The sequence below is a fragment of the Delftia sp. JD2 genome, assembly GCF_001682645.1.
GTDB classification, from domain to species: Bacteria; Pseudomonadota; Gammaproteobacteria; order Burkholderiales; family Burkholderiaceae_C; genus Comamonas; species Comamonas acidovorans.
On sequence record NZ_LFJT01000007.1, the window covers coordinates 61,483 to 77,305 of the forward strand.

Consider the following 15,823-nt stretch of genomic DNA (forward strand, 5'->3'; position numbering starts at 1 on the left):
CCTTTTGCGAAGGGCCGGTTAAGTCTGACGGTGGATGTTGACCCAACCGTCGAGAAAAGCGTGCCAGATCGCTGACTGCGCGTGCTTTTCGTTAGAGCCATTCATGAACGATATCTCTCAAGAGCAGGGCATCATTGCCGCTGCCGATTCCTCTTTTGCTTCCGCCGCTGAAGCATCTTCCGTGCTGAACGCCGCCGTTGCCAGCGCCGAGCAGGCCGCCGAATCCCTGGCCGCCGCCGAAGTCGTGGAAATCGCCGAAGGCGCCGAGGCTGTTGAAGCAGCCCCCGAACTGCCCAATGCCTTCATCGAGCTGGGCCTGGCTGAAGAACTGGTCCGTGCCGTTGCCGATCTGGGCTACACCCAGCCCACGGCCGTGCAGGCGCAAGCCATTCCCCTGGCCATGGGCAGCGATGACCAGGCCTTCATCGACCTGATGGTGTCCAGCCAGACCGGCTCGGGCAAGACCGCTGCCTTCCTGCTGCCCGTGCTGCACACGCTGATCCAGCAAAAGGCTGACGAAGAAGCCGCCATTCGCGCCGAATATGACCGCCAGTGCGCCGAAGCAACGGCCAGCGGCCAGCCCACGCCCAAGCGCAACAAGCGCAAGGACCCCACGAATCCCCGCAACTTCAAGGCAGCCGTTCCCGGCGCCCTGATCCTGTGCCCCACGCGCGAGCTGGCACAGCAGGTGGCGCATGACGCCATCGAGCTGGTCAAGCACTGCCGCGGCATCCGCATCGCCAACGTGGTGGGCGGCATGCCCTACCAGCTGCAGATCGCCAAGCTGCAGAACGCCAACCTCGTGGTGGCCACTCCCGGCCGTCTGCTGGACCTGCAGCGCTCGATGCAGATCAAGCTCGACCAGGTTCAGTTCCTGGTGGTGGACGAAGCCGACCGCATGCTGGACCTGGGCTTCTCGGATGACCTGGCCGAAGTCAACGACCTGACGGCACAGCGCAAGCAGACCATGATGTTCAGCGCCACCTTCGCGCCCCGCATCCAGCAACTGGCCATGCGCGTGATGCATGACGGCGGCTCCGGCGTGAAGAAGGTCACCATCGACACGCCTCAGGAAAAGCACGCCAGCATCAAGCAAGTGCTGTTCTGGGCCGACAACTCCCAGCACAAGCGCAAGCTGCTGGACCACTGGCTGCGCGACACCACGATCAACCAGGCCATCGTTTTCGCATCGACCCAGGTCGAGTGCGACGGTCTGGCCAATGACCTGCAGCAAGACGGCTTCTCCGCCGTGGCACTGCACGGCGCCCTGAGCCAGGGCCTGCGCAACCGCCGCCTGATGGCGCTGCGCAGCGGTCAGGTGCAGGTGCTGGTGGCTACCGATGTGGCCGCACGCGGCATTGACGTGCCCACCATCACCCACGTCTTCAACTACGGCCTGCCCATGAAGGCAGAGGACTACACCCACCGTATCGGCCGCACGGGCCGTGCCGGTCGCGAAGGTGTGGCCGTCACGTTCGCGGAATTCCGTGACCGTCGTCGCATTTTCGATATCGAGGCCTACAGCCGCCAGCAATTCAAGGCCGAAGTGATTCCTGGCCTGGAACCTGCACAGCGCGCACCCAGCAGCAACGAAGGCCGTGGCGGCCGTCGTGGCGGCGGTGGTTTTGAAAGCCGTGGCGGCGATCGCCGTGGTGCCGGCGGCGGTGGCCGTGGCGGTTTCGGTGGTGATCGTGGCTTTGGCGGCGATCGCGAGCGCAGCTTCGGTGATCGCGGTGGCGATCGTGGCTTCGGCGCACGCCGTGATTCCGAAGGCTATGGCCGCAAGGCTGGCTTCGGTGGCTTTGGCGGTGGCCAGCGCGAAGGCGGCTTCGGCCAGGGCCAAGGTCAGCGCGAAGGCGGCTACAGCCAGGCTCCGCGTGAAGGCGGCTACAGCCAGGCCCCGCGCGAAGGCGGCTTTGGCCGTGGCGGTGAAGGCCGTGGCTTCAGCGGCGACCGTGGCGCTCCGCGTGGCGGCGATCGCCGTGATGGCGCTCCCCGCGAAGGCGGCTTCCGTGGTGCATCCGGTGAGTCGCGCGGCTTTGGCGGTGGCGAATCCCGTGGCGGCTTCGGCGGCGGCGAGCGCCGTCCTGCCTTCGGCAAGAGCGCTCCCAAGCCTTACTCGCCCCAGGGCGGTGATCGCAAGCGCGTCGTGCGCTGATCGATCTCGGCATTGCATGCAGACCGGCCCTTCGGGGCCGGTTTTTTTTCGGCCATCTGCGTCCTCGCGTGGCGCGGCCTGTCCTTGATGGTGCAGAACCTGCTGTCTGGCGGGCTCTGTGACTGCCATAATCGCGGCGCGGAGGTGCCCTGTGGAGTCTTTGATCGCGTCCAGTGTGGATTTTGAACACATGTTCGAACTGGCCCCCGTCTCGCTATGGCTGGAGGACTACAGCGCGCTCAAGCGGCTGCTCGACCAGTGGCGTGCACAGGGCGTGACCGATCTGCAGGCGCATTTCCTGGCCCACCCGCAGGCGCTGCAGCAGTGCAGCGCGGCGCTCAAGGTGGTGCGCGTCAACCAGCGCACGCTGGACCTGTTCGGCGCCAGTGACCAGCAGACCTTTCTTGCCAGCCTAGGCCAGGTGTTCCGCGATGACATGCACGCGGGACTGGCCTGCGAGCTGGAGGATCTGTGGCAAGGCTCTCTGAGCTTTGCCAACCGCACCGCCAACTACACGCTGGACGGGCGACGGCTCGATGTGCAGATCCGTGGCCGCATCCTGCCCGGTCATGAAGCGCTTTGGGACTGCGTGCTGGTGTCGCTGGAAGACGTGACGGCCGAGATGCGCAGCGCGCGCCAGCTGCACCGCAGCGAACAGTACTCGCGCGACCTGTTCGAGTACTCGCCCGTGTCGCTGTGGGTCGAGGATTTCAGCGCCATCAAGCGCCTGCTCGACGATGTGCGTGCCCAGGGCATCAGCGACTTCGCCACCTTCCTCAAGGTGCACCCGGAATTCGTCTCGCGCTGCATGCAGGAGATTCGCGTCGTGGACGTGAACCGCCAGACGCTGCGCATGTTCGGCGCCACCGACAAGCTGCAACTGCTGAGCCGGCTGGGCCGCATCTTCCGTGACGAGATGATCGACTCCTTTGCCGATCAGTTGCAGGACCTTTGGAGCGGCAAGCTCGTGCAGCACCGCGAAGTGGTGAACTACGCCCTGTCAGGCGACGCTCTGCACATCCACATGCAGCTGGCCGTGCTCGATGGCCATGCCGATGACTGGGGGCTGGTGCTGCTGTCGCTGGTGGACATCACGGCGCGCAAGAAGGCCGAGGCCTACCTCGAATACCTGGGCAAGCACGATGTGCTGACCCAGTTGCGCAATCGCGCCTTCTATATCGAGGAACTCAATCGCCTGGCACGCAAGGGGCCCTGGCCGCTGGCGGTGATTGCCATCGACATGAATGGCCTCAAGGAGGCCAATGACGAGCATGGCCATGCTGCAGGCGACGACATGCTGCGCCGCGTGGGCGAAGTGCTGACCAAGGCCGTGGATGCGCCTGCCTGCGCGGCGCGCATAGGCGGCGACGAATTCATGGTGCTTTTGCCGGCTTCGGACGAGCGCGGCGCCGAGGCGGTCAAGGAGCGCATCCTCTCGCTGCTGGAGCTCAACAACCAGTTCTATCCGGGCCAGGCGGTCAGCCTGTCCATGGGCGTGGCCTGCTGCGATTCGGGCAGCCAGGTCGAGGCCACCGTCTCGCGCGCCGACCAGGCCATGTATGCCGAAAAGGCGCGCTACTACAAGGAAAGAATGCTGGACCGCCGCGCGGGCCGCGCTTAGCGGTCTTGCACCGCAGTGCCTATCAGGCCTCCGAGGCGTGCCGCCCGATTTCGGGCCAGCGGTGGTGCAGGTAGATCCAGGACGCCAGCCCGATCAGCATCATGCTGATCGAGCCCAGGGCCAGCAGTACGGTCGAATGCATCACCAGCGGTGCAATCATGCCGGCCACGATGCCATTGGCCGTGGAGCCGACCACGGCCTGCAGCGATGAGGCCAGGCCGCGCCGCTCGGGGTGGATGTCCAGCACCAGCAAGGTCACGACGGGCACCATCATGGCCCAGCCGAAGGCGAACACCCCCACTGGAATCAGCGCCCAGCTCACGTGGGCGGGCCAGATCAGGTTGGCGACCAGGTTGATGATGGACACGACGAACATGATCAGAAAGCCATGGCGGATCTGGTGCTTGGGCGGAATGCGCCCGGCCAGACGACCGCTCACCCATGCGCCGCCCATGATTCCCGAGATCGAGATCACGAAGAACCAGAAGAACTGCTGCGGCTGCAGGTGCAGCAGGTCGCCCAGGAAGGCGGGCGCCGACAGCACATACAGAAACATGCCGTTGAACGGCACGCCGCTGGCAAAGGCCAGCAGCACAAAGCGCGGATCGCTGCACAGCTCCTTGTAGCCGTGCATCAGAGGCTTGAAGCGGAAGGGCTGGCGCTGCGCCTGTGGCAGGGATTCCGGCAGGAATCGCCAGTTGATGCCCCACAGCAGCACGCCCACGAGGGTCAGGAACCAGAACACTGCCGCCCAGCCCAGGTGTATGAACAGCCAGCCGCCCATCACAGGGGCCAGGGCTGGCGCGATGCCAAAGAAGATGGTGATCTGCGCCATCACGCGCTGGGCCTGGGCGGGTGGAAACAGGTCGCGCACCACGGCGCGCGACACCACGATGCCGGCACCCGTGGACAGGCCCTGCAACGCGCGAAACAGCACCAGCTGCGTGATGTTCTGCGACAGCGCACAGCCCGCCGATGCCAGCGTGAATACGGCCAGCCCCCACAGCACCACGGGGCGGCGGCCAAAGCTGTCGGCCATGGCGCCGTGGAAAAGGTTCATGAAGGCAAAGCCGAACAGATAGGCCGACAGCGTCTGCTGCATCTGCAGCGGCGTGGCGTTCAGGGCCTGGGCGATGCCGGAGAAGGCGGGGATGTAGGTATCGATCGAGAACGGCCCCAGCATGCCCAGGATGGCAAGCAGGACGGCCAGGGCCCAGCGCGGGCCCTGCCAGAGCGGGGAAACATTTTGTGGCATGCAGGCGAGGCGGTTGTGCGCTGCGGGAGACCGCAGGCGCAGAAAAAGGCCGCGCGCCCTTGCGCCTGCGGCAGGGTGACACTGTAGCGGCTTGGCTGGAATCCGGTGTGACGGATGGCTTGGCGAATGACCTGGGCGATGGAATGGGTCGATAGTTTGTATCTAAATGATGTAAATATCGATAGAATTTATCTTTTGCGCCAGCATGCACAGGTCCGCCGTGGGGGGATGGCATGGTTCTGGGCGCTTTCGCCAAGGATCTTTCATGACTGTTTCTCGCCGCACGTTGATATCGGGTCTGGCCCCGGCTGCGTTGCAACTGACCGCCGGCGCTGCCTGGTCCAAGGGCCGCCGACTGCAGCTCTCGGCGGCCTATGGCGATGGCATCTTTCACACGCAGAATCTGCGCAACTTCGCGGCGCGCGTGGGTGCCGATACCCAGCAGGCGCTGGAGATCGATGTGGTGTCCAACTCTGCGCTCAAGCCCATGGCGCAGGTGCTTCCTGCGCTCAAGCGCAATGAAATCCAGTTCGGCGAAGTTCTCATGTCGTCCTATGTGGATATCCATCCGCTGCTGGCCATGGACTCGCTGCCTTTCATCGTGCGTGGCTTTGACGAGGCTGCGCACCTGTGGCAACTGACCCGTCCCGTGCTGCAGGAGTTTTTGCTGGCTCAGCAGGGTGTGCGCCTGCTGTTTGCCGTGCCTTGGCCGGCGCAGGGCCTGTTCTGCCGGCGCCCGGTCAACAGCATCGTGGATCTCAGGGGGCTCAGGCTGCGTGTGCAAAGCGATGCGACCAAGCGGCTGGCTGAACTCTGGGGAGCGCAGCCGGTGGTGCTCGCGGCCGGTGATCTTGGCATGGTGCTGGAGCAGGGAGGTATTGACGCCATGGTTTCATCCAGTGCCACCGGCGTCGACAGCCAAGCTTGGAAGACCATGAAGGTGTTTCTGGACATCAAGGCCTGGATTCCCAAGAACATGTTGTGCGTCAGCGAACTTGCCTGGAAGGGCTTTGCCGAGCCGGAACGCCAGGCCATCAGCCGCGCCGCCGCGCTGGCCGAGAAAGAAGGCTGGGCGCTGGCCCAGCAGGCCGATGAGCTGGGCAAGAAGGTTCTTGTCGACAACAAGATGTCCGTGGCCACGCCATCGGCGGACCTGCGCCGCATGCTGGATTTGATGGGGGAGCGCTTTGGCCGGGAGTGGGTGGCCAAGGCTGGCAGCAGCAATATGTCTGTGCTGATGGAATACAACAAGAAAAGGCACTGAGCGCTGTCGCGCCGAGTGCCTTGTTCTGGGTATTGGTGGTGGGCCCTGAGTGATTCGAACACTCGACCAACGGATTAAGAGTCCGCTGCTCTACCAGCTGAGCTAAGAGCCCCCTCGGGTATTCCGAAGGAATCAGCCTGGATGAATCCAGGCTGAAAAGGAATTTTTGGTGGGCCCTGAGTGATTCGAACACTCGACCAACGGATTAAGAGTCCGCTGCTCTACCAGCTGAGCTAAGAGCCCCCTCGGGTATTCCGAAGGAATCAGCCTGGATGAATCCAGGCTGAAAAGGAATTTTTGGTGGGCCCTGAGTGATTCGAACACTCGACCAACGGATTAAGAGTCCGCTGCTCTACCAGCTGAGCTAAGAGCCCCAAAAACAAGTCTGCGCTGCAAACGAGACCGCAATTATGCGGCATTTTTTGTGCGCTTGCAGGAAGACGCGCCAAATTTTTAGTTCATGGCCTGGTGGCACTGAGCCGGGCCCGCGTGCCACGCGGTGCGCAGCCGCAAAAAAGGCGGCCGAGGCCGCCTTTGGGGTGCTGGCGCGCAGCGCGCTTACATCAGCAGATGTTCGCCTGCGTTGTCACCGCCCAGGATCACGTAGTTGACCTTGCGGATGTCCATCAGCTTCTTGCCGCCGGAGTAGCTGATCGAGCTTTGCACGTCCTGCTCCATCTCGATCAGGGTGTTGGCCAGAAGGCCCTTGACGGGTTCGAGGATGCGCTTGCCCTCCACGTGCTTGTACTCGCCCTTGTTGAAGTCCGAGGCCGAGCCGTAGTACTCCTTGAAGCGTTGGCCGTTTTCCTCGACGGTCTGGCCCGGCGATTCCTCGTGGCCCGCGAACAGCGAGCCGATCATCACCATGGTGGCGCCAAAGCGCACGCTCTTGGCGATGTCGCCGTGGCTGCGGATGCCGCCATCGGCAATGATGGGCTTGGTCGCCACGCGCGCGCACCACTTGAGCGCCGACAGCTGCCAGCCGCCCGTGCCAAAGCCCGTCTTGAGCTTGGTGATGCAGACCTTGCCGGGGCCGATGCCGACCTTGGTGGCGTCAGCGCCCCAGTTCTCCAGGTCGATCACGGCTTCGGGCGTGCCCACGTTGCCGGCGATCACGAAGGACTTGGGCAGCTTTTCCTTGAGGTAGCCGATCATGTTCTTCACGCTGTCGGCATGGCCGTGGGCGATGTCGATGGTGATGTATTCGGGGCACAGGCCTTCGGCGACGAAGCGGTCCACGGTGTCGTAGTCGGGCTTCTTGACGCCCAGCGAAATGGAGGCGAAGCAGCCCTTGCCCTGCATCTCGCGCACGAATTGCACGTTGTCCAGGTCAAAGCGGTGCATCACGTAGAAGTAGCCGTTCTGGGCCAGCCAGGTGCAGATGCTCTCATCCACCACCGTCTTCATGTTGGCCGGCACGGCCGGGATGCGGAAGGACCGACCGCCCAGCTCCACGCTGGCATCACACTCCGAGCGGCTTTCCACGCGGCACTTGCGCGGCAGCAGCAGGATGTTGTCGTAGTCGAAGATTTCCATTTGATTCCAAGCTCCATGAAAGGTCGCGGCAGGAACATCCCTCCGCGATGGGGCGCTTGGCTTGGAGGCCGGTCTTGCGGGCGGCGCGGGCGGGCCGCGTCGCCAGGGCGGCTGTGGCCCGGGCACAAAAAACCGGACCGCAAGAAACTTGGGCCCGGTGATTGATTCTATACGTTGCCGGCGACGGGCCTGGGCACCCTGTCGATATAGCGGTTATAGGGATGGCGTTATGAACCTGCAAGGGCGCGCCGCGCGGGCCTATTGTGGGCAGATCGCGGGCAGATTTCGGGCCGATTGCGGGAAATGCGGCATCGGTTTCCCTGGGGAGCGAGGTGCTTTCTACAATGCCAGGATGTTCCCGATCGATCTGCTCGACGGCGCCTCCGGTGCCGCGCCCGCCCCCAACTCCCCTTTGCTGACCCACCTCAATGAGGAGCAGCTCGCTGCCGTCACGCTTCCGGCCGGCCACGCGCTGATCCTGGCCGGCGCGGGCTCGGGCAAGACGCGGGTGCTGACCACGCGCATCGCCTGGCTGCTGCAGACGGGCCAGGCCACGCCGGGCTCCATCCTGGCCGTGACCTTCACCAACAAGGCGGCCAAGGAAATGCTGGCCCGCCTGTCGGCCATGCTGCCCTACAACGTGCGCGGCATGTGGATCGGCACCTTCCACGGCCTGTGCAACCGGCTGCTGCGCGCCCACCACCAGGCGGCAAAGCTGTCGTCCACCTTCCAGATCCTGGACACGCAGGACCAGCTGTCGGCCGTCAAGCGCCTGTGCAAGCAGTTCAACGTGGACGACGAGCGCTTCCCGCCCAAGCAGCTGCAGTACTTCATTGCCGGCTGCAAGGAAGAGGGCATGCGCCCCGGCGACGTGGTGGCCAATGATCCCGATACGCGCAAGAAGGTCGAGATCTACCAGCTCTACGAGGAGCAGTGCCAGCGCGAGGGCGTGGTCGATTTCGGCGAGCTGATGCTGCGCTCCTATGAGCTGCTGCGCGACGATGCCGCGCTGCGCGCCCACTACCAGCGGCGCTTTCGCCACATCATGGTGGACGAGTTCCAGGACACCAACAAGCTGCAGTACCAGTGGCTCAAGCAGCTGGCGGGCGACATGGTGGATGGCCGCCTGCAGGCCATGGGCAGCGTGATCGCCGTGGGCGACGACGACCAGAGCATCTACGCCTTTCGCGGTGCGCGCGTGGGCAACATGCAGGACTTCGTGCGCGAGTTCGACGTGCGCCAGCAGATCAAGCTGGAGCAGAACTACCGCTCCTACAGCAATATCCTGGACTGCGCCAACGCGCTCATCAGCCACAACAGCCAGCGCCTGGGCAAGAACCTGCGCACCACCCAGGGCCCGGGCGAGCCCGTGCGCATCTACGAGGCGCCCACCGACATGGCCGAGGCGCAGTGGATGGTCGAGGAAATCCAGCAGCTCGTGAAAAAGGACGGCTGGCAGCGCCAGGAAATCGCCGTGCTCTACCGCAGCAATGCGCAAAGCCGGGTGATCGAATCGCAGCTGTTCAATGCCGCCATTCCCTACCGCGTGTACGGCGGGCTGCGCTTTTTCGAGCGCGCCGAAATCAAGCATGCGCTGGCCTACCTGCGCCTGCTGGAGAACCCGCACGACGACACCAGCTTTCTGCGCGTGGTGAACTTCCCGCCGCGCGGCATCGGCGCGCGCAGCGTGGAGACGCTGCAGGACGCGGCGCGCAGCGCGGGCTGCTCGCTGCACGATGCCGTCTCGGCGGTGCCGGGCGCGCCGGGCACCAAGCTCGCAGGCTTTGTCGCCAAGATCGACGTGCTGCGCGAGCAGACCCAGGGCCGCACGCTGCGCGAGATCATCGAGGCCATCGAGGAAGAAAGCGGCCTGCTCGAGCACTACCGCAACGAAAAGGAAGGCGCCGACCGCATCGAGAACCTGCAGGAACTCGTGAACGCGGCCGAGAGCTTTGTCACCCAGGAGGGCTTTGGCCGCGACGCCGTGGCCCTGCCGCTGGACGAGCACGACGGCGCCAGGGCGCTGACGCAAAGTCCCGCCAGCCAGGGCCTGGACCCTGCGCTGCCGCTGCTGGACACGCCGCTCACGCCGCCGGCCGGCACCGTGGCCGGCATGGTCGATGCCGATACCGGCGAGACCCTGTCGCCGCTGGCCGCCTTCCTGACGCACGCGGCGCTGGAGGCTGGCGACAACCAGGCCCAGGCCGGCCAGGACGCCGTGCAGCTGATGACCGTGCATGCCTCCAAGGGGCTGGAGTTCGACGCCGTCTTCATCGGCGGCGTGGAAGAGGGCCTGTTCCCGCATGAGAACGCCATGATGGACCGCGGCGGCCTGGAGGAAGAGCGCCGCCTGGCCTATGTGGCCATCACCCGCGCGCGCAAGCGCCTGTACCTGAGCCATTCGCAGACGCGCATGCTGCACGGGCAGACGCGCTACAACGTCAAGAGCCGCTTCTTCGATGAGCTGCCCGATGAGGCGCTCAAGTGGATCACCCCCAAGCAGGGCGGCTTTGGCAGCTACGCGCCCCGCCCCGGTGGCGGCGGTGGTGGCGGCGGCTATGGTTCACGCGATCGCGGCGGCTTCGGCAACAAGGCCGAAGGCTGGCGCAGCGAGGTCTTCGCCAGCCCGCCCGTGCCGCCGCAAAAGGCCGCTCCGGGCCACGGCCTGCGCGTGGGCCTGAACGTGTTCCACAACAAGTTCGGCGAAGGCAAGGTGCTGGCCCTGGAAGGCACGGGCGACGACGCGCGCGCCCAGGTCAGCTTTGGGCGCCACGGCACGAAGTGGCTGGCGCTTTCCATTGCCAAGCTCACGGTCGTGGAGTGAGGCGCGGGCTGCCGCGCCCGGCGCTCAGGGCTTGACTTCGAAGCTCAGCGTCGTGGTGTGGCGCACGTCGGTGTATTTCTTGCCGTCCAGCGTGACCGAGCCGTTGTCCACGCGCGCCGTCACCTCCAGCACGTACAGGCCCGGGAAGTAGGGCTTGAAGCTCACCGTGCCGTCCTGCGATGGCGTGAGCGTGCGGTACCAGCCCTCGCTGGTCTGCACGTTGACCTGGCTGGCCGCGACCTTGCGGCCCTTGAACACCAGCTGGAACGTATCGCCGCCCGCCGTGGTGGGCACCAGCTCCAGATCGTTCACGGCCTTGGTGTCGTTGCGGCCGAAACGGGCCTGGTAGTAGGTCAGCACGCCATTGGCGCCGGGGCGCGTGGCGGCGATGCGCACATCGCCCTGGCCTGCGTCCGCGGTGAAATGATTGGCATCGGCCTTCAGGGGAAGGCTCTTGCCGTCGGGCAGGACCTGCTTGGCGTCTTCCAGGGCCGGCAGCTGTTGCAGCGGCTTGCGCAGCTCTCCGGCATAGGCCCGGGCCTGTCCTGCGTCCTGCTGCAGCCAGAGATAGTCGGCATGCGCGGCCGGCACCGCCAGTGCGGCGGCGGCGGCCAGCCACGCGGCGGTGCTGCGAAGGATGCGGGAAGGTTCGGTCATGGAGTCTCTCCTGTGGTGTGGCTCTGCGTGCGCCTGCCGGGCCTTGAGGGGCGTGATCCGGCGGGGCTGAAGATGGTGCGATGGCGGACGAGCGACGCCGCAATGCATCAGAAATTATAGCGATCAGGTGAGAATGACTCTTGTTTTGCACGCTAAGAGTCGGGTTCATGACATCCATGCAATTGCGACGCAGACATGCAAAAAGGCCATGGAAATCCATGGCCTTTGTGTGGCTGCGCCACGCGCCGCAGGGCGGCGGGGCGCTGGGGCAGCGGTCAGGCCGACAGCTTGGGCTGGGCAGCGGAGCCGGTCAGGTAGCCGACGGCGGCGCCGAACTTGCCGCGATAGTTGGCGCTGATCAGCGGGTCCAGCGTGGGCTTGACCACGTTGTGGATGGCGCCCCAGTCACCGGCGTGCTGGAAGTTGCTCATGATGTAGGTCCAGCCGTTGATCTCGTCCACGGCATGCAGGCCGGTGGATTCGCCGCCTGCGGGAATCGACATCAGGCGCGACAGCTGCTTGGTGTCGATGTTGTAGGCCCACAGGAAGTTGTTCACGTGCTGGCCGCTGTCCTCTCCGATGAACAGGGTGCGCATCTTCTCCGAGAACTTGAGGTTGTCGGGATTGCAGATCTTGTTCGGGTTGCCGGTGTTGCCCAGCGCGTCGGCGCTGATGTCTTCGCCGGCCAGCAGGGCCTTGGTGTCCACGGGCATCCACTCGCTGTTGATGGCGGCGCCTGCCGTGTCCTTCTGGCCGCCGCGCAGGTTCAGTGCCATCACGGCGCCGGCCTTGAGCTGCTTGGGGATGGACACGCCGTTGCCGGCCACGTTCAGCGCATCACCGGCCACCATGGACTTTTCGCAGTTCTGCAGGGCCGAGTAGGCCACCTTGTCCTTGGCGTTGACGGTCGTGCCTTCCATCTTGGTGAAGCCCATGCTCGCGCCCTTGAAGGCTGCGTAGCGGTGGGTTTCCAGGAAGGCGGCAGCCTTGTCCATGCCGGGGTTGATCTTGATCCACTCGACCTTGCCGTTGGCCGTGATCTTGGTGTAGCTGGCGTCGCTCGGATCGGTCTTGGCCACGGTCATGATGTCCGTGGGCTTGAGCGTGTTGGCCAGCTGCTCGATCTCGGCGCTGGTGGCCGAGCCCAGCTTGATCCAGGTCAGCGCGGCGGCGCTGCCCGATGCGGGGTCGATGGAGAAGCCCGCGCCCACCTTGGCCACGTACAGCGAACCCGAGGACAGGTCCTTTTCCTTGTCGGCCACGAAGACGAAGTAGCCGCTGTTGGTGGCGTCGTCGCCCATCAGCGCCGTGCGCTGGTCGGGCATGACCTGGACCAGCTCGTGCGAGATGCGGCCCATGCAGAAATGCTTCTTGATGCTGGCCGTGCCGTCCACGTTGACCGTCACTTCGGGCATGTGGCCGTAGTGGTAGGGGTTGGCCTTGTTCTGGTCGCCATACAGGTTCTGGCTGAAGGCCAGCAGCTGGGCATTGCCGGTGGCGAAGGCGTCGGGCTCGTACTCTTCGCTGGACAGATGGGTGCCCCAGGGCGACAGGCTGGCGCCGCAGGTGATCCACAGGCCGTGCACCTTGGAGGTGTCCACGTTGTGGTACTTGACCAGGCTGAGCTTGCCCGTGGTCTGGTCCTGGTCCAGCGTCAGCACGGCGATGGGCGAAGGCAGCTTGCCGTACATGTCGGTCTTGCCGTCCTGCGCCCAGGTGGTGTATTCGAACTGCACCACGGCGAACACGGGCTTGCCCTTGACGCCGTCCACCTTGGCATTGGGCACGGTCAGCAGCGAGGTGCCGTCGGGCGAATCGGAGAAGAAGTGGCGCTCGCTGCCGGCCACGGTGCGGTCGATGATCTTGTTGTTGTTGATGTCGTAGTAGCCGCCGGCCAGGATCTTGCCGCCCTTGCCGTCGGACACTTCATCGCCGGTCACGAAGAAGGGCTGGTAGCCCAGGTCGAAGCTCTGCTCGCTGTTGTCGCTGAACTGCACCTTGAGCTGCGAGGCCACGGTCATCTTGGCCATGGCCTGGGGGTTGGCCAGCGTGGGCGCTGCCATGGAGGTGAAGCTGGCCGCCACATAGTTCTTCGCGGGGCCGTCGTCACTGCCGCCGCAGGCGGTCAGCAGGCCGGTGGCGGACACGGCGGAGCCGAGCGGCAGCAGGGGGGCGCCGGTCAGGAATTGCAGCGCCTTGCGGCGGGAGAGCATCGTGGATTGGGACATGGGGCTTCCGTTATGGGTTTGTCAGCGTCAACCCATCAGGGGCGGGATGGGCCGGGATGCCGCCGCGCACTCGCTGGCTTGACATCCGCACGGCATGCTAGGCAGCCGGTGTGACAGAGCGATGGCATCCGCATGACGAAACCGTGACAGCGTCATATGACAGCCGCCAGGCGAGGGGTGCCAGGCGATACGGCCAGTCAAAAAAACAAAGAAGAGGCGCGAAGAGGGAGCCGAAGAAGGGTCCGAAGAAAGGTCCAAAGAAAAAGCCCCTTGAAAGGGGCTTTGTGGGGTGCAGTGGCGAAGCGCTCAGCCTGACAGTCCGGGTGGCGCAGGCGGCTCGGTGCCGATGGCGTCGCTGCCATCGCTTTCATCGGGCGCTGCAAAGCAGTCACGGAAGGTGAAGACGATGGAGGTGAAGAACATGGCGGCCAGCAGCATGGCCGTGCCGATCATCAGGCCGTTGGCAATGCTGCCCAGCACCTGGGCCAGCACGGCCGAGATCAGGGCCATCACGATGCCGGCCACGATGAACACGCCCATCCAGCTCAGGCCGAAGACCACCAGCGCGCCGATGTTGCGCACACAGGCCACCAGGCTGAAGAACACGGCCTTGACCGGGGGCACGTTGTGCCAGTGCACCAGCCCCGGCGCGTGCCAGAACAGCAGGGACAGCGGCAGGTACAGGCCCATGCTCAGCCACATGGCGGCCTGGAAGTCGGGCGACTCGGCGATCTCGCGCGTCAGCGGCTCGCCGCCCAGGTAGACATTGGCAAACTGGCCGTCGTCCACCAGCATGGACAGGCCCATGATCAGCAGGAAGCCTGCCGCATACATGGCGCCCAGCGTGAGCATGGAGTTCAGGCGCTGGCGCCCGGTACGAAAGGCCACCAGCAGCAGGGCCGGCGTGGGCGCACGCCCGTGCGATGCCTCGGCCGCCGCCACCATCATGGCCAGCGAGGTGGCAGGCAGCAGGCCCAGCGCGATCACGGGGCCGATCAGCGGCAGCACCGTGACCAGCGACATGGCCGCCATCGACAGAAAGAACAGCGCCGCCAGTGCCAGCGGCTGCTGGCGGAAGGTGCGGATGCCCTGCTGCACCCATTGCAGGCCGGTACGGGCGGGAACGATGAGAAGTTTCATGGGGTGAGGAAGTCGGGGCGCCTGGATGGGGCATGGCCTCTGGCATGGGCCGCGCCGCTGGCGCCCGAACGGGGACTGTACCCGAGGACGCGCGGCCCGTGGACCGCAAAGCCCTCTGTCGGCCGCGCTGTGGCGGTCTTCGGACGTCAGTCCAGCGCCACCGGGTGGGCCAGGCGCTGGCGCAGCACGCGCTCGAAATGGGTGGGGTCGTGGGGAACGAGCATGGAGGCCTCGCGCGGCAGGTGGAAATCCCACAGGCGGGAAATCCAAAAGCGCAGCGCGCCCGCGCGCAGCATGGGGTTGAACAGCTCGCGCTCGGCGGCGGTCAGGGGGCGTACCGATTGATAGGCATCAATCATGGCCTTGGCCTTGGTGGCGTCATGGGCGCCGGTGGCGTGTTCGATGCACCAGTCGTTGAGGCACACGGCCAGGTCGAACAGCCAGCTGTCCACGCCCGCGAAGTAGAAGTCGAAGAAGCCGGTCAGGCGCTCGCCCTCGAACATCACGTTGTCGCGGAACAGGTCGGCGTGCACGGGGCCGCGCGGCAGCGCCGCATACGCGGGCGAGGCGGCCACATGGTTCTGGAAGGCCAGCTCGGATCGCAGCAGGTCGGCCGTGGGTGCGTCTATGTGCGGGATGACCGTGGGCACGGTCTCGTTCCACCAGGGCAGGCTGCGCAGATTGGGCTGCTGGCGATCGTAGTCGCGTCCGGCCAGGTGCATGCGCGCCAGCATCTCGCCCACGGCGGCGCAGTGCGCGGGCTGGGGCGCCAGCTCGCTCTTGCCGGGCAGGCGGTTGACGATGGAGGCCGGCTTGCCGCACACGCTCAGCAGGATGTCGCCGCTGCGGGTCTCGGCCTGCGGGTCGGGCACGGGAATGCCGGCCTGCGCCAGGTGCTTCATCAGGTACAGGTAGAAGGGCAGTTGCTCGGCCGTCAGGCGCTCGAACAGCGTCAGCACCCACTCGCCCTGTTCGGTGGTGAGAAAGTAGTTGGTGTTCTCTATGCCGCCCTGGATGCCGCGCAGCTCCTTGAAGGAACCCAGGGACATGCGGCGCAGCAGCTCGCGCGCGTCTTTGTCGGAGACTTCGGTGAAAACGGCCATGTTGCATTGCCGGCCTTCAGGGCGCGGCGGAAATCGT

Annotated in this window: 10 protein-coding genes and 3 tRNA genes; 4 read left to right on the forward strand and 9 right to left on the reverse strand. The window is 65.3% G+C overall.

Annotated features, from left to right (window positions below; translation table 11 throughout):
- The first annotated feature begins 103 nt into the window (after positions 1-103).
- Entirely contained in the window at positions 104-2,158 is a 2,055-nt protein-coding gene (locus ACM14_RS05840; RefSeq protein ID WP_065345610.1) for a DEAD/DEAH box helicase, read from the forward strand.
- Positions 2,159-2,309: 151 nt separating this feature from the next.
- Positions 2,310-3,779 (forward strand): sensor domain-containing diguanylate cyclase, encoded by a 1,470-nt coding sequence (locus ACM14_RS05845; RefSeq protein ID WP_330873353.1) that lies wholly within the window; start codon positions 2,310-2,312, stop codon positions 3,777-3,779.
- 22 nt (positions 3,780-3,801) lie between these two features.
- Here the strand turns inward: ACM14_RS05845 and ACM14_RS05850 are convergent, their stop codons facing one another.
- Positions 3,802-5,034, reverse strand: coding sequence for a multidrug effflux MFS transporter (locus tag ACM14_RS05850; protein WP_012207132.1), 1,233 nt, complete (start codon positions 5,032-5,034; stop codon positions 3,802-3,804).
- A gap of 265 nt (positions 5,035-5,299) precedes the next feature.
- On the opposite strand from ACM14_RS05850, the gene ACM14_RS05855 reads away from it, so the two are divergent.
- Entirely contained in the window at positions 5,300-6,298 is a 999-nt protein-coding gene (locus tag ACM14_RS05855; protein WP_065345611.1) for a TRAP transporter substrate-binding protein, read from the forward strand.
- Between the two features lie 36 nt (positions 6,299-6,334).
- Here the strand turns inward: ACM14_RS05855 and ACM14_RS05860 are convergent.
- The 4 genes from ACM14_RS05860 to ACM14_RS05875 form a co-directional block, all read right to left on the reverse strand.
- Positions 6,335-6,410, reverse strand: a tRNA-Lys gene (locus tag ACM14_RS05860).
- A 55-nt stretch (positions 6,411-6,465) separates the two neighbouring features.
- A tRNA-Lys gene (locus ACM14_RS05865) sits at positions 6,466-6,541 on the reverse strand.
- 55 nt (positions 6,542-6,596) lie between these two features.
- Positions 6,597-6,672, reverse strand: a tRNA-Lys gene (locus ACM14_RS05870).
- A 184-nt stretch (positions 6,673-6,856) separates the two neighbouring features.
- Positions 6,857-7,834 carry a GMP reductase gene (locus ACM14_RS05875; RefSeq protein WP_013800939.1) on the reverse strand — a complete coding sequence of 326 codons (978 nt, stop codon included), beginning with the start codon at positions 7,832-7,834 and terminating at the stop codon, positions 6,857-6,859.
- Positions 7,835-8,186: 352 nt separating this feature from the next.
- On the opposite strand from ACM14_RS05875, the gene ACM14_RS05880 reads away from it, so the two are divergent.
- Positions 8,187-10,658 carry a UvrD-helicase domain-containing protein gene (locus tag ACM14_RS05880; RefSeq protein WP_065345612.1) on the forward strand — a complete coding sequence of 824 codons (2,472 nt, stop codon included), beginning with the start codon at positions 8,187-8,189 and terminating at the stop codon, positions 10,656-10,658.
- A 24-nt stretch (positions 10,659-10,682) separates the two neighbouring features.
- On the opposite strand, the gene ACM14_RS05885 is transcribed toward ACM14_RS05880, so the two are convergent.
- The 4 genes from ACM14_RS05885 to ACM14_RS05900 all read right to left on the reverse strand — a co-directional run bounded on the left by ACM14_RS05885 (position 10,683) and on the right by ACM14_RS05900 (position 15,786).
- Entirely contained in the window at positions 10,683-11,315 is a 633-nt protein-coding gene (locus ACM14_RS05885; RefSeq protein ID WP_065345613.1) for a hypothetical protein, read from the reverse strand.
- A 275-nt stretch (positions 11,316-11,590) separates the two neighbouring features.
- Entirely contained in the window at positions 11,591-13,543 is a 1,953-nt protein-coding gene (locus tag ACM14_RS05890; protein ID WP_065345614.1) for a PhoX family phosphatase, read from the reverse strand.
- A 306-nt stretch (positions 13,544-13,849) separates the two neighbouring features.
- The gene (locus ACM14_RS05895; protein ID WP_012207126.1) at positions 13,850-14,683 is read right to left on the reverse strand and encodes a BPSS1780 family membrane protein; all 834 of its coding nucleotides are present in this window, start codon (positions 14,681-14,683) and stop codon (positions 13,850-13,852) included.
- Between the two features lie 146 nt (positions 14,684-14,829).
- Positions 14,830-15,786: a homoserine kinase gene (locus ACM14_RS05900; protein ID WP_065345615.1), complete on the reverse strand. Its 957-nt coding sequence runs from the start codon at positions 15,784-15,786 to the stop codon at positions 14,830-14,832.
- Positions 15,787-15,823: the final 37 nt, after the last annotated feature.

Excerpts from the sequence above, each read along its gene's own strand:
- ACM14_RS05840 (WP_065345610.1), top strand. The coding sequence starts at position 104 with ATGAACGATATCTCTCAAGAGCAGGGCATCATTGCCGCTGCCGATTCC.
- ACM14_RS05850 (WP_012207132.1), bottom strand. The coding sequence starts at position 5,034 with ATGCCACAAAATGTTTCCCCGCTCTGGCAGGGCCCGCGCTGGGCCCTG.
- ACM14_RS05855 (WP_065345611.1), top strand. The coding sequence starts at position 5,300 with ATGACTGTTTCTCGCCGCACGTTGATATCGGGTCTGGCCCCGGCTGCG.
- ACM14_RS05875 (WP_013800939.1), bottom strand. The coding sequence starts at position 7,834 with ATGGAAATCTTCGACTACGACAACATCCTGCTGCTGCCGCGCAAGTGC.
- ACM14_RS05880 (WP_065345612.1), top strand. The coding sequence starts at position 8,187 with ATGTTCCCGATCGATCTGCTCGACGGCGCCTCCGGTGCCGCGCCCGCC.
- ACM14_RS05885 (WP_065345613.1), bottom strand. The coding sequence starts at position 11,315 with ATGACCGAACCTTCCCGCATCCTTCGCAGCACCGCCGCGTGGCTGGCC.
- ACM14_RS05890 (WP_065345614.1), bottom strand. The coding sequence starts at position 13,543 with ATGTCCCAATCCACGATGCTCTCCCGCCGCAAGGCGCTGCAATTCCTG.
- ACM14_RS05895 (WP_012207126.1), bottom strand. The coding sequence starts at position 14,683 with ATGAAACTTCTCATCGTTCCCGCCCGTACCGGCCTGCAATGGGTGCAG.
- ACM14_RS05900 (WP_065345615.1), bottom strand. The coding sequence starts at position 15,786 with ATGGCCGTTTTCACCGAAGTCTCCGACAAAGACGCGCGCGAGCTGCTG.